General features: G+C 55.0%; 8 protein-coding genes. All 8 read right to left on the reverse strand.

What is annotated here, in order from left to right; genetic code table 11:
- Positions 1-171: 171 nt before the first annotated feature.
- The 8 genes from O9H32_RS01905 to O9H32_RS01940 all read right to left on the reverse strand — a co-directional run bounded on the left by O9H32_RS01905 (position 172) and on the right by O9H32_RS01940 (position 13,873).
- The gene (locus O9H32_RS01905) at positions 172-1,152 is read right to left on the reverse strand and encodes a cation diffusion facilitator family transporter (RefSeq protein ID WP_269864031.1); all 981 of its coding nucleotides are present in this window, start codon (positions 1,150-1,152) and stop codon (positions 172-174) included.
- A 224-nt stretch (positions 1,153-1,376) separates the two neighbouring features.
- A complete protein-coding gene (locus O9H32_RS01910) occupies positions 1,377-3,473 on the reverse strand; it encodes a fibronectin type III domain-containing protein (RefSeq protein ID WP_269864032.1) in 2,097 nt (698 codons plus the stop codon).
- Positions 3,474-3,574: 101 nt separating this feature from the next.
- Positions 3,575-6,046 carry a fibronectin type III domain-containing protein gene (locus O9H32_RS01915; RefSeq protein ID WP_269864033.1) on the reverse strand — a complete coding sequence of 824 codons (2,472 nt, stop codon included), beginning with the start codon at positions 6,044-6,046 and terminating at the stop codon, positions 3,575-3,577.
- Between the two features lie 89 nt (positions 6,047-6,135).
- Positions 6,136-7,011 (reverse strand): carbohydrate ABC transporter permease, encoded by an 876-nt coding sequence (locus O9H32_RS01920; RefSeq protein ID WP_269864034.1) that lies wholly within the window; start codon positions 7,009-7,011, stop codon positions 6,136-6,138.
- 14 nt (positions 7,012-7,025) lie between these two features.
- Entirely contained in the window at positions 7,026-7,958 is a 933-nt protein-coding gene (locus O9H32_RS01925; RefSeq protein WP_319946916.1) for an ABC transporter permease, read from the reverse strand.
- Between the two features lies 1 nt (position 7,959).
- Positions 7,960-9,471 carry an ABC transporter substrate-binding protein gene (locus O9H32_RS01930; protein ID WP_269864036.1) on the reverse strand — a complete coding sequence of 504 codons (1,512 nt, stop codon included), beginning with the start codon at positions 9,469-9,471 and terminating at the stop codon, positions 7,960-7,962.
- A 222-nt stretch (positions 9,472-9,693) separates the two neighbouring features.
- Positions 9,694-11,958: an AraC family transcriptional regulator gene (locus O9H32_RS01935; RefSeq protein ID WP_269864037.1), complete on the reverse strand. Its 2,265-nt coding sequence runs from the start codon at positions 11,956-11,958 to the stop codon at positions 9,694-9,696.
- 340 nt (positions 11,959-12,298) lie between these two features.
- Positions 12,299-13,873 carry a type 2 periplasmic-binding domain-containing protein gene (locus tag O9H32_RS01940; RefSeq protein WP_269864038.1) on the reverse strand — a complete coding sequence of 525 codons (1,575 nt, stop codon included), beginning with the start codon at positions 13,871-13,873 and terminating at the stop codon, positions 12,299-12,301.
- Positions 13,874-13,924 lie beyond the last annotated feature (51 nt).

The following is a 13,924-nucleotide window of genomic DNA, read 5'->3' on the forward strand; positions in this document are numbered from 1 at the left end:
ATAGGACAACTTCGAATCGGAGTGAAAACGGCCGTTATAACCAAATCCAGAGGGATTTTCCTGTATTGACCACAAAAAAAACAAAGAGACTGCGGCCGGCAGTCCCTTTGCGCTCCATCTGTTCTACCCTTTGGCCTTGAGCTCGCAGGACGTCTCCTCCTGCTTGGGGGATCACACGGGAACCCAGTCCCGTACCCCGTTGTCTTCCAAAATCCCGAGCGTCACGTCCGCGATGTCCGGGTCCTGCAGCAGTTTGTCCCGTACTTTGAACTTGATATCGTCCGCATCGGCAAGCGATAGGCCGGGCTTCAGTTCAATGAGCCCTTCCACGTGGTAATAACGCCCCTCTTGCAGAATGCGCATCTGGTAGATGTCCGTAACGAGCCGTTCGGACAAAATGAGGGCGGCCACCTTATCTTCGACTTCCTTCGGTGCCGCGACACCGATCAACCCCACCATATTGTCATAACCGACGCGGAAGGCTACACCAACCATCAGAAACCCGATGAGAATCGTGACCACGCCGTCCAGCGCATAGAAAGCGGTCAGCGAAACGGCGATCACGGCCATCATGGCGAGCAGTGCGCCGGTAACAGCTACCAGGTCTTCATAAAATACCAGCCGGGTAGGCGGTGCCGCCCGTCCGACGTGCCGGAAGGCGGCGGAGACCACCCCGAAGCCTTGGGCTTCGACCCGGGCTTCATGGGTAATTTCTTTCATCGCTTTGACGAGAATGGCGCCGTCGATCACCAGATTGATGAACAATACGGCAACGTTGAGCCAGATTCCGCCGCTGGTTTCCACGGGGTGCTGGATCAGATGCCAACCCTCGCGGATGGTCTCGTATGCCATGACGGTCACCACGATGACGGCAATCATGCAGAAGATGTGGATGACGCGGCCAAAGCCGGTCGGAAATTGGCGGGTAGGCTTCTTCTCGGATAATACGCTTCCCACAAAAACAAATCCTTGGTTAATCGCATCCGCCAAGGAGTGCATCGCCGAAGCAAACATGGCGCCGCTGCCGCTCATCGATGCAGCCACCGCTTTGATGCCTGCAATCACGGCATTGCCGGTCATGGCCACAGCCGATGACTTGTTTCCTTTCTTGACGAGCTCGAGCCAGCTTTGCTTTCCGGGTGCGGATTCCATCGGTTCCTCCAATAAGTATGTATAGTTATTCCCTACTTTGCCACTCCTGCCCATTGTTTATTCGGACGACCGGACAGTTAACCATGTTGTACGGGAATGCCTGTACTTAGGTTTCAATACCATTGGAGCTGTTCCGCTTCTCAAGCCGAGCCCTGCAAGACAAAAAGACTGCCAAAGTGTTACTCGGCAGCCTTCTTGCAGATCGTTCCGTTCCTGATTCACGCTTATTTCACACCCGACGATACCTGGTTCGCCACCTGCTGCACATCCTTGCCGTCCACCTGCCCGTTGTGATCCAGGTCGAACCTCGGATCATAGCCCGGCTGGCCCTGCTTCGTGCCATGGTGCTGCGAGATCAGCACGAGGTCGCTCAGCCCGATCTGGCCGTCGCCGTCAAAATCGGCTTGGTTCACCGATACCCTCAGCACGACCGGAGCCGTTGTGGCGGCCGTCCTGCCCTGGCTGTCCGCCGTGCGCGAGCCGGACTCCAGCACAATCTCCCCGCTGCCTTGCTTGAGCACGGTGAACTTCAGCGTCACGAGGCCGGTGCTGCCGCTCTTGCCCGGCACTTCTCCCAGCAGAGCGCCCGAGATCCGCGCGGCGTTCGCAGAGATTACCTTGCCAAGGACCGCCCCCGTGCCTTCCTTGCCGAACTCCTGGTTCAGGTAGACGCCATTCAACTTCAGCAGGCTGCCATCGTACTTCAGGCTCAGCAGGAAGCCGTACAGGTCGGCAGCCTGGTCGGCGCGGATCTGCACTTCCGCTACCGAGCCCACGTTCAGCACGCCGGGTTTGAGCTGCATCGCCAGGGCGGAGGAGACAGACACCGCAGCCGTTGTAGTCACCGTCGCCTGCGGGTTGTTCGTGCTGAGGTTGCCGGCCGCATCCTCGGCGGCTACCGAGAACTGGTAAGCTGTCTCCGGCGTGAGCCCGGATGCGGTATAGCTGTACGTTCCGCCAGCCAAGGTATCGATAAGCTCGCTGCCCCGGTAGATGCGGTACCCGGTTACGCCCGTCTCATCATGGGCCGGCTGCCACGAGAAGGAGACACTGTCGTACGTGACCCCGCCCACGGAGAGCGCCGTCCCCTCGTTCCAGACCGGAGCGGCCGTATCGACGCCGTCCTGCTCGACGTATTGGTACAGCTTGCCGCCCATTGCTTTATACAGCTGCCCGTCGCGGAAGAAGAACTGGGCCCCCGAGATATCGGAGTCAATCGCTGCCGGCTCGGAGTTCACGGTATAGTGATATAACGCGGTCTCATTATGGTAGTACACCTCTCCATCGGAAGCCAGATGTACAAGATCCCCCCAAGGGCCGGGAATCACATATTCCGTACCCGCCGGATCTTGGACACGGCCTGTCCGGTCTCCCTCATCATCCAGCTTGCCCCAGGCAATCCAGCCGTTGTTCACCTGGTAATCGAGATATTTCTCCGTAATTGCGCCTTTGGACTCCTCGCTGTCCGTGTAAGCCCGGCTGAGTTCGGTGATTGCAGCGCCGTCGAATTTATTGATTCCGCCGCTTTCTTCCTGATAGAGGGTCACCGTACCGTCGCTTAACGCCGCCAGCATCTCTCCCCTCCCTGGCTCCCATCCGATGATCTTGCTCGGTTCGCCGGTCAATGGATCTACCTTGTCGATCCCGCCCCCCCAAGCGATGACAGCCTTGCCGTCCGGTGTCATATCTGCCGAGATCGGCGAATCATAAGGGAGCGAATGCGCTGCACCGGTTACCGTATTCAGATATTGGGCAAGGCCATAGGAACCGTCAGCATTATTGTAAGTATAAATTGCATGAGGACCTTTGACAGCTACCCAGTAACCTTGGGTACCCGGAGCATTCAGCTGAGTAAGTCCCCCATCCTTCCATAGATAGATGTTCAGGATGATCTTCGAGTTCTCATACTTGCGTGTGCTGAAGACCGCTCCATTCGGTGTCAAGCGCATATCGCTAAGGCTGAAGCTCGCATCCTTGAAAATCTGCGTATCCGCCCCGGTTGATCTCGAGCGGATCTGCAGCGTGCTGTCCTCCGCCAAGTACAACACGCGCTCCGCGTCCGCATCCTGAATCTTCCCCGGCACCTCGGCAACCGGCTTGATGAGGGGAACTGCCGCGGGCCCATACACGCTCGCGCTCACCACTCCCGCGCCATAGACACTCTCGTTTACCGACTGCGAGCCATAGACACTGTCCAGCACCGCCATGCTCTTCGTTCCGAAAGCCACGGGGGGCTCATATGTACCTGTTACGGCCGCCTGGGCGCTCACTGGGATCAGCAGTGTCATACCGCATACCCATCCGATGATTCTCTTTTTCATATGGTTTCTCCACCTGTCCTTATCCGTGATACAGATTTGTAATAATCATACAGCACTGTCCTTCCTACCATTCGACACAAATCCAGGTTCACCTTCCATTATTAGGTGACTATTTTGTAAAAAATGCTCGAATGGAGGGTTGTACATAGACTTAGCCTGGCCTTCACCACCGGAACGACCGCCTCAGCCGCTCCAGCGATAAGCCCGCTCTGCTCATCAGCGCAGCTTAAGTTCCTGCTTCTGCTATGCAGGAGGGAGAATCTTGATCTGCAGCTGGCCCGGGAGCTGATGCCCTTGCCCGGATCCAGCAGCCGGCCCTGCAAATTCAGCAGGCCCGGTGCGGGAATGTCCCGGCGCAGCACGGCGGTGACATTCTCCTTGCCGAAGCTGGAGGAGAGGTTGGCATAGACGAGCTTCAGACGGGCCGGATCATACTTCAGCTGGAGCAGGAACCGGTTCAGCTCCTTCAGGCGATCGGCTTGAACCAGAAGGTCGACGGACGAGCCGACACCGGTATAAGCCGACTTATGGATAAGCTGCACCGCGGGAGCCACGCTCCTGGCTGTTGTGGTCACGGTAAGGGCGAGCCGCTTGGCGGAGGAATGGCCCGCCGCATCCTCTGCAGCCACTTCGAAGGTATACGTGGTTCCAGGCGCTAAACCTTCCACCGTATAGGTGGTCGGTTGGCCATGGAGGACTGTGCCCAGCGGCTGTCCGTCCCGGTAGAGGGAGTACGCCGTCACGCCGACATTGTCCGCGGCTTCGGGCCACTTCAATGTGACGGTGTCGTAGGTCATTCCCGTAACGGTCAGCCCGCTGCCCTCGGGCCAGGCAGGCGGATCCACATCCTCCGTCCCGGACGCAGTAGGTACCTCCGCCAGGTTGGAAGGGGTCCGGTTGCCGGCCGCATCCTCGGCCTCGACGAAGTACATGTAGTATCTGTCCGGCTGGAGTCCATCGACCTGGAAGGTATGCCGGCTGGAGTCAAGGCTGGTCACAAGACTCATCTCTCCCGTGTCCAAGTCCACCGAATAGAGATGGTAGCGGGTGACCCCGACATTATCCGTGGCCGGGATCCAGTGCAGCACGGCGCTGCTCCCAGTGATGTCGGTTGCGGTCACCGCATCCTCGGCCCAGGCGGGCTTCTCATCGTCGATCTCTACAGAGGAGGCCTGCATAAGGGCTGTCTCCCAGCCTTTATACCAGGTCCCCCCCAGCTGCCTGACGAGGCCCTGCGAGTTCGAGAGCCGCAGGGCAGCCGCATCCCCCGGCTGGTAGACGAACAGGTCATTCCCCCGTTCGATGGCCGCCGCTCCATTCGGCTGAAGACCATGCAGCCTTGCGGCACCGCCGTAGGAGCCCGTGATCTTCTTCTCGCTCCCTTCCGGTGAGCGCAGGAACATCTGGCGTACGCCGTCCGCGTCCTTGTTGTAGGCCGCCCAGCCGCCGGCCACGCCGTAATCCTTGCCTGCTTGCATCACATACGCCGCATCTGTATCAGGCGCCTTCACCTCGGTGGTTATGCCGTCCCGGACCATCAGCAGGCGGCTCCCGCCTTCGCGGAACAGCACGGTGTCCCCATCCGAGACCGGCTCGCCGTAAGGGGCAGCAGCCTCAGCCAGCGTCTCGGTGGAACCGTCCAAGAGATAACGGTAGATGCCGTGGTTTGTACCGGAGCCTGCGGCGTACACGAAGGACCCCCCGGGCTCGGCTGCGGCCGAAGTGACGCCATAGGTCACCGCGGCAACCGTGGCGCCGGTGAGGGTGTCAATTCGGTACGTTGTGTTCTCGCGAAGGGAAGGGAATACAGCATAGTGATCACTCAGGGACAGCAGACTGTCTCCTGTGGAATCTTCGTAAGTGACACCTGTAGAGACCAAGCCTTGAGGAGTCCACACGCCGATCTTCCGCTCGTTCACATCCGTTCGTTTGGTTTGATAAGCGAATAGGACGCCGGAAGGTGTGAGATGTGCGGCATAGGATGGGAGATCTCCCCCGTCATCATGCACAAGGGTGTCTTCGCCGGTTAGGCGGTCCTTCAACCGAAGGTTCCCCAGGGCATCCTGGTATACGATACGGTGCTCGTCAAAATCAAGGATCGAGCCTTCTACCTTCTCCACGGAATGGAGCCGTTTGCTCGCTTCGACATAGAAGCGGCGCAGGGCAGAGCCGCGGTCATTATCCGACCAGTCCTTCAGATACACCAATGCATACAGCATTCGACCGTCGAATCTCGATACATTGACGTCCTCTTGAATGGAATTGCCTACCTTACCCGCGTGGACCACATCCTCCCCCCGCTCATCCTGGGAGATGACAACCTTGTCCGCTTCCCCGTCCTGCACCTCAAGGCGGAAAGGCAGCACGCCTCCCGTGATAACCTCCCCTGGAGAAGGGGTCATTCGGGTGATGATGGGAGGATTAGGAACAGAATCACGCTGCTGCCCGGCCCAGTCCACCGTGCGGACCGGGCTGGAGACGGCAGCAGGGAGGTGATCCGCAGCTTGGGCACTGAGCGGCAGCATCGAACACAGCAGGAAGCTGCAGGTCCATTTTCTGAATCCCTTTTTCATCTTCTCACACATCCTCGACTCGGTATGATACATCAGTAAGTGTGCATAGCTCCCCGCATTCTTCGGCAAGCCCCCTTTCCCAGATCTCCCTACCCTTTGACCGCGCCAACCGTCATGCCTTTGATGAAGTAGCGCTGCAGGAACGGATACAAGAAAATGATCGGTCCAATCGTTATACATACCGTCGATAGCTGCACGCCCGCCGCCGTCACGGGAATGTTGACACTCGAGTTCAGGTACTCCAGATTCTGCGAACTCGATACGATTCTTCTCAGCATCATCTGCAGCGGGTGATTCTGCGGATTATCGATAAACATCAGCGCGTTGAACCAGTCGTTCCAGTAGGCTAGCGCATAGAACAACGTGATCGTGGCAATGACAGGCATGGAGATCGGCCATACGATCCGGAAGAAGATATACAGCTCATGGGCTCCGTCCATGGTCGCCGCTTCATTCAGCTCGAAGGGAAGCGTACGAAAGTAGGAGGTCATCAAGAAGGCATTGAATGCGGAGAACAAGTGCGGCAGGATCAGGGCGAGCAGCGAATCCCTCAGGCCCAGCCAATTGGAGACGAGCAGGTAATAACCCACCAGTCCGGGGGCGAACAGCATCGTGAAATAAATGTAGAAGGAAAGAACATTCCTGTACTTCACCTTGGGATGAGCGGCCACATAAGAGAACATGGAGGTCAAGAGCACGGCACCGGCAGTACCCGCCCCGGTTACAAAGATAGACACAAAGGCGCTTCGGTACACCTGGCTGCTCTGGAACAGGAAGCGGTAGGAATCCAGCGTAAATTCCGTGGGGAACATCTGAAAACCTCTGACAATCAGATGCTCCGCTGTGAACGATCCGATATACACAAGCCAGAAGGGAATAAAGCACAACAGGGCAAACAGTCCGATGAAGGCATAAGCGGCGGCGGACAGGGCCCACTCCGATGCAGCCCGGTGTTTCACAACCATGCTGGTGCACCTCGCTAGAATAATTTGGAGTCGTGGTCCATCCGGCGGACCATCCCATTGAAGAGCAGAATGGTGATGAACCCCATGACCGACTGGAATAAGGCGACCGCCGCCGCGTTGCTGTAGCTGTTCATGTTGGAGACATCCCTCAATGACCGGTACGTGTACGTATCGATGACATCCGTAGCCTTGAAGAGCAGCGAATTGTCTCCAATAATGCCATAGATCAGTCCAAAATCACCGTAGAATATGCGTCCCAGCGCCAGGAGGGTCAGTACGATCAGGGTCGGCCTGAGCAGCGGCAGGGTAATATGCCAGATCTGCTGCCATCGCTTGGCGCCGTCGATCCGTGCGCTTTCGTAATATTCTTCAGAGAACCCCGTGATGGCCGCCAAATAAATAATGGACCCCCAGCCCGCTCCCTTCCATACGAAGATGACCGTTAACAGCCATGGCCACACCGAAGGGGTCTGAAACCAATCGACCGCCTCCAAGCCCGCATCTCTCAGCACTCCATTGATCATGCCGTCCTGGCCGTTAAAGAAATGCAGGACCATCAGGTTGATGACGATGATGGAAATAAAATGCGGCAAAATCACCAGGGATTGAGCTATCTTCTTAAAAAACGCCTGTCTGATTTCATTCAGGAGCAGGGCAATCAGTAAAGAGCACACCGTGCCTGCCGTGATGAACAAGAGATTCAGATACACCGTGTTCAATGTAACCGCCAGCCAGTCTGGACCCGTGAAAAAAAACTTGATATTGTCAAGGCCCACCCACCGGCTTCCCCAGAGTCCCTTCACGGGCATAAACTGCTTAAACGCGAGCAGATGGGCGGACATCGGGACATACGAGAAAATAAATACGTACACGATGACCGGAAGCGCCATGGCATACAGCCACTTGTTCTTCCGAAGCTCCAGGATCATCCTCATGTTCGCGCTCACCTTATTTCTTTTTGCCTGCCAGATAGGCGTCCAGCTGCTTTTGATACTCGGTCTGGATTTTCTTCATGTTGTCGTACGCTTTATCCTTGAACCTCGCGAGCCCCTCTGTCGGCTCCTGCACCCCCATAAGGACCGGCTCAAATAACTCTTTGCTCGTATTGCTCAGCTGCGCGATCTCATTGGATACCGGGCTTGGATCGAAGGTGAATCCGGCGAGAATATCGGTGGTAAAGTTATTGGGATCCCGCTCCCACTTATTCAGCTTGATGACGTCTTCGGCCATGCTCGCGTCAATCCGGTCCAGCTTGGAGTTCCATCCCCATGCGAATGGAATGCCGGCATACGGATTTTCTTTGAGGGGTTTATACAGCCCCTCTCCTGCCTCTTCCCAGTTCTTCCCTTTGATCCCGTAGGCCAGCAGGTCATAATTGTCCTTCTGATTCAGCCAATTCACGAGCTGAACGGCCTGTTCCTTATTCTTGCTGACCACAGGGACCGCGATATAGTTGCCTGCTTTGAACGTCGAGCTCAGCTTCATGCTGGGATCGTACAGACTGAACGCCTCCGCACTGGCTCCGGGGACGGACTTTTCCAGGGCGGTACGGGTGGTTAGATTGACGCCAAAATCAAAAAAGGTCGTGACCGCGGCCTTCCCTTTGGCAAACTCGCCATTTTTAAGCAGGAGGGCATCCTTCGCAAAAATCCCATCTTGGTAGAGCTTGTGATTCTGCTCCAGGTTCTTCATGATCATCGGGTCCATATCATCAAAAATGTTATAAACCTTGCCGTCATTCCCTTTGGTGTACAGTCCCGCATAATTGAGTACAGGAGCCAGATTAGCCAACGGATCCAGCATGCTTGCCAGCCGCATACCGACATGCTCCGAACCGTTAGGAATGAACGGCGTAATCTCGGGGGCCTTCTCCTTCACGGTGTACATGAACTGGATCAGCTCGTCATAACTCTTGATCGGCGGAACACCCAATTTCTCCCGAATGTCCTTGCGGATCACGAAGGTCCAGGGGCGAATGAAATTCACTTCCAGCGGAACGGCATACAATTTTCCGTTCACCTTGTTGGCTTCGATCAGCTGCGGCGAGCGGGTACTCAAGATGTCGGAGCCGTATGTCTCGATAAGCTCATCGAGCGGCTCGTAGAGGCCGGCAGCGATATTCTGCACCGGGTTATTGTCCCAGATCAAGTCGTAGTCTTCCGCAGAAGACAAGGCGACCTGCCGTTTCTGGAGAATATCCGCCCATGGAATAAACACCACATTTAGCTTGACGTGCAGGGAATCCGCCAGACGTTTCTCCAGCTCTCCCTTCACTTCACTCCAGTTCGCAGGCGGATCTCCGGGGAACATGATTTTGAGGGTAACCCCATTCGCCTTCGCGGAGGCTTCCGGTTTGCCTGGTTCGGATGGCTCTGTCCCTTTGGAATTACATCCAGCGAGTGATCCTGCGAGTGTAAGCGACATCGCCAGCCATAAGGTACCGTAACTTCTGAATCTCATCCTTGTCACTCCTCCCGATTTCACGGCAAGCGGAGCAGAACGCTTAGCGCTTTGCTTTCCGGTCTGATACGTCAACTGTGCCGCTTGCCCTGCTTCGTGTTTGTATCATAAGCGGATGGCTCAGCTCCCGTATAGTCCGGTTTCTACCGATCGGTACGATTTGCAACGAATGCAGACCATACACCATGGGCTGCGGCAGAATACGTATAGTACCCTGTATGCTTATGGTGTTTTTTCCATACGGTATTGGTTGGGCGTCATCCCGGTTGCCCGTTTGAAGGTCGAGAAGAAGGTGCTTTTCGTTTGAAATCCGGACTGTTCCGTAATTTCCGCTACCGTCCAATCCGTTGTCGTCAGCAGCTTGATGGCATGCTCGATCCGCTGGCTGGCAATAAAATCGGACAACGAGTAGTGAAAATGTTCTTTGAATATTTGTCTCGCATAGTTCACTGACATGGATACGTGGCCGGCAATATCATCCACCGAGAGCAACGGATCGTGAAGATGGTTGCGCACATATTCGATCATCTCGGCTGCGACCTCTTCCTTCCGGGTGGAGGTATTCTTGCTGCGGTGACGCTCTAAGATCCCCATCATCTCCCGGTACAGCCAGGCTTTCACTTCGGCCAGGGTGGCAAATTGCTCTAAGAACGAATGGATGCTCTTCATCCCATGAAAGGAGGTATGATTCTTGAAATTTTTCATGATCGAATAGATGATGTGCGTAAGCTGCAGCTTGCACTCCTCATAGCTTAGAGCCTGCATATGCAGGGTGAGCTGGTCAAAGTATCCCTCGAGCGCCTTCTCATTCTTGAGCTGAATGGATTGAATCACCTGCTTCAGCAAGGCTTCGTCGAGATCATGGTCTTGGCCCCGCTCATACCGCTCCAGATCCTCCGGGGTGAACACCCGGTCTTCATCATGAATGAATCTCATTAGCGTTAACTCGTACAATCGGTTATAAATAATCGGCAAGTTTTCCTCCACATCGAGTACTGAGCTCAGGGCAGCCTGCACGTCCAGCTGAAGCCATCTCCGGATATGAACCCGCACGTCCTCCACTGCCGCGATAGCTTGTGCCATGCCGCCCTCCGAAGCCGGCGAGGATAGGAGCGCCACAATGTGATCCGAGCCGAAGTCAACCGTTTCCGCTGCATACCCATGATTGGCCAAGACCTCGGCCATAATGTTCCCCATGGAGTAGCGCAATAACTTTCGCGAAGCGAAGTCATGCTGCTCATCGAAGCGGCCGTACGATTCCAGACGGATGATCGCCATGCGGAACCATCCCGTGCTGAGGATGGGGGTCTTCCTTCGAATAAACTCCCCGATCGGCTTGGAGGACTTCGAGCTCAGAATCCACTGGCGCAAGAAATCCGCTTTGACCAGGGCTTTGCTGCTCTTGATCGATAGATCCAACTGTTCGATCCTCTCCACAAGCGAATGGAACCCGGAATGAATCAACGCCATCTCATTGCCGGCATGCCTAGTCTCTGTCATCGAATGCTCCGGGCCGAGCTTGTTTTGGATCTGATTAGCCAAGTCGCTGAGCGGCTTCCAGCTCCGGTAGGACTGCCAGAACAAATACAATAGCAGCGTAAGCAGGAGGATGACGGAAGAACCGATAATCTCGATGCGGATCTTCGTTACCTTGGCTTGCCATACGGAGATCGGCGATAGATGGTACACCTTCCACCCTTCTATAGGCAGCTGCTCCGTCTGAATGGACCAGATCTCCCGGCCGGATTTCCACTCTCCGTTCTGCTGCGCCGCGTCTTTATTCGCCTCCCTGAGTTCTTTCGTTAACTCCGGATCCGTATTTCCCAAGATGAACTCCCGGTTCTTGCCTTCGATATAAATTTTGTTCTGGTCTTCCTCCGAGATCTGCAGCATGTTCTCATTCAACAATGATTTACTGAACAAGATCGCGACAAATCCCTGAAAGTTATGATGTGGACCCGCTGCCGGTACGACAAGGGCCAGGAACGATTCGCCCTGCACCTCATGGTTAACATACTGCAGATACGGCGTTTTTTGATCCTTAATGAAGTTCAGCATCGGCTGGTCATAGAAGTCCCGCGTCGAATAAATGCTTGATTCCGAGGTGTAAATTTGGTCCAGTTGGAGGTTGATTAAATAAATGCGTTGAATGAACGGCTCGCTGCTCATGAACTCCCTTACGCTTCCAGCCGCTTTATTCAACGCCAGTGGAGAACGATCTTTCTGCCCCATGTTCAACCAGGGCGAGATACTCTCATCCGAATAGACTCTCAATGCAAACTGGCGTAATTTCTGCAAAGTAAATTCCGAGGTTTGAATGACTTGTCTCATCTTCTCTTGATTCGCCTTATCGGTCTCGTCCATAGCGGTTCGAACGAACTGCCGGGTGAGGAACACAGTGAACACCAGGGTAAGCAGGCTCACGGCGATGCAGGAATACAAAAAGATGTTTAAATACATCCTCTTCGGCTTGATTCGGCTCCACATGGCACGCCCTTCTTTCTAGAGGTTTGCAAGAAGAACATTAGGCCAGGATGCCGGCATTGTCCAGTATGAATCTTACCGTAAAGGTATGAATTTTACTTCTCGAATTTTACTTCTTTTTCCCGGGCGGTTCTCCCTGGACCATAAAAAAAGAAAGCCGAATTTATGGCTTTCAAACAAAATTTGAAGCCACCATGGGAGACGCTTAGGCAGCCGCAGACATTATGCCCACCCCATGTACCGCGTATATCTATCCTTATCGACGGGGCATCGTCTGCAGCGCGCCTCCCTTTTTGAGGGCGATGCCTTGATCCTACCCCCAGTAGTGATTTCATTTCAATGATCACTTTTTGATTTGCTTATACAGATCGTTAGCTTCCTGTTCTAAGACCTCTCCACCCGCCTCGTTCCATTTCTTCACGAAATCCTCAAAGGAGGACAAGGGCTTCTCTCCCATAATGATGCGGGCATAGGTTTCGACCTTCAGCTTCTGCAGATCCGCCCAATATTTCCCGGCCGAAGGGAGTACGTCCGGTTTGCCGAATAGATCGAACACAGGGAAGTTATACATCTGATAATTCGCAAGCTGCTGCTTATTGACAAATTTCCTGTATAAGTCCGGTACGGGTTGGGCTCCCCAGAGAGTAGTGGCGTAATACTCCGACAATCCCTCGGCATGCTTCTTGGCCTTATCCTCGTATGGAGACAGCGTCCTCATACCGCCCTCGAACTTCAGTGAAGCATCCTCATATTCCCAGTGCTTGCCCTGCGCGCCGAACGCCAGATCCACAAAGGTCTGCTCGTCATTTTGCAGCGTCTCTATCATCGCAAGAATTTTGGATAACTTTTCCGGGTCCTTCTCCAGTTGCTTCCCAAAAGCCCAGATGTTCCCTCCGCCGCCCCAAGCCCATGCCCCCTGCTGCCCCCTTGGTCCTGTGGGGGGAGGTCCGAAGATTACCTTTCCGTCCGGATGGCTTTGCTTAATGGAAGAGACGGGGCTGCTTGGATTGGCTTCATCAACCCAAGCTATACTTGCGGAGTCATTCAGCGCATATTTGCCGGCGATGAACTTCGGCAATAGATCCGCTCCTGTAATGAAGTCCGGGTCGATATACCCCGCCTTATACCACTCGGCAAGCTGGGCCAGCGCCTCCTTCGCTTCCGGCTGCGTTGCGCCGTTGACCACCCTGCCGTCCTTCACCATCCACTGCATCGGCATCACGCCATAAGCGCCGAACACGGAATGGAACGTGTTGTACCACGAATTGCCGCCCGTGCTCATCCCGTAGACTCCGATCTTCTTCAGTGCAGCGAAGGTTTGGGTGAATTCGCCGATCGTCTCCGGAACCTTCGTCACACCCGCCTTCTCCAACAGATCCTGGCGCCAGAGCTGTTTTGCCGTGAATTGACCCGTCCAATAAAACGTGGGCAGACCATAGTTTTTCCCCTGAAAACGGGTATAGGCCCAGGCTTGCGGGGCAAAGCTGTCCATGGCGGCCTTGGTCTTAGGCATGTTCTTTTGGATGTCCGGCAGTGTCACTTCCGCGAGCAATCCTTGCGATGCGAATTTAAACAGCGTGCTCGGGTCCTTAATGAAGATGACATCCGGAATATCGCCGCCGGCAATGGACAATTGCTGTTTCTGGACGGATTCCTCCCATGTCTGCGGATAGCCCGTCAGTTTCACTTGAAACTTATCCTCCATGTACTTTTGCCCATAGCTGCCCTCCTCCACCATAGCAGGGTACTGCATCCATTTGATTTCTGCCGGATGGTTCGCCATTCCCGTTGTAGACGGAGAGGCCTTATCGCCTGGATTGTTATCTTGCGAGCACCCTGTCAGTACGGTGGACAAAGCAAGTATCGCTGCAAGCGTTGGCGTCTTCCATGCCGATGCGCCTTCATAGTTCTTCCACATGTTGATTCCCCCTGACCATCGTTGTGCTTTTTGAAGTTTACTAGAGCCGTA

Origin of the sequence: Paenibacillus caseinilyticus (assembly GCF_027533645.1) — a bacterium.
GTDB classification, from domain to species: Bacteria; Bacillota; Bacilli; order Paenibacillales; family NBRC-103111; genus Paenibacillus_G; species Paenibacillus_G caseinilyticus.

What these genes read in the sequence shown, in the direction of transcription:
- O9H32_RS01940 (WP_269864038.1), bottom strand. Translation starts at nt 13,873, where the DNA reads ATGTGGAAGAACTATGAAGGCGCATCGGCATGGAAGACGCCAACGCTT.
- O9H32_RS01915 (WP_269864033.1), bottom strand. Translation starts at nt 6,046, where the DNA reads ATGAAAAAGGGATTCAGAAAATGGACCTGCAGCTTCCTGCTGTGTTCG.
- O9H32_RS01905 (WP_269864031.1), bottom strand. Translation starts at nt 1,152, where the DNA reads ATGGAATCCGCACCCGGAAAGCAAAGCTGGCTCGAGCTCGTCAAGAAA.
- O9H32_RS01935 (WP_269864037.1), bottom strand. Translation starts at nt 11,958, where the DNA reads ATGTGGAGCCGAATCAAGCCGAAGAGGATGTATTTAAACATCTTTTTG.
- O9H32_RS01910 (WP_269864032.1), bottom strand. Translation starts at nt 3,473, where the DNA reads ATGAAAAAGAGAATCATCGGATGGGTATGCGGTATGACACTGCTGATC.
- O9H32_RS01930 (WP_269864036.1), bottom strand. Translation starts at nt 9,471, where the DNA reads ATGAGATTCAGAAGTTACGGTACCTTATGGCTGGCGATGTCGCTTACA.
- O9H32_RS01920 (WP_269864034.1), bottom strand. Translation starts at nt 7,011, where the DNA reads ATGGTTGTGAAACACCGGGCTGCATCGGAGTGGGCCCTGTCCGCCGCC.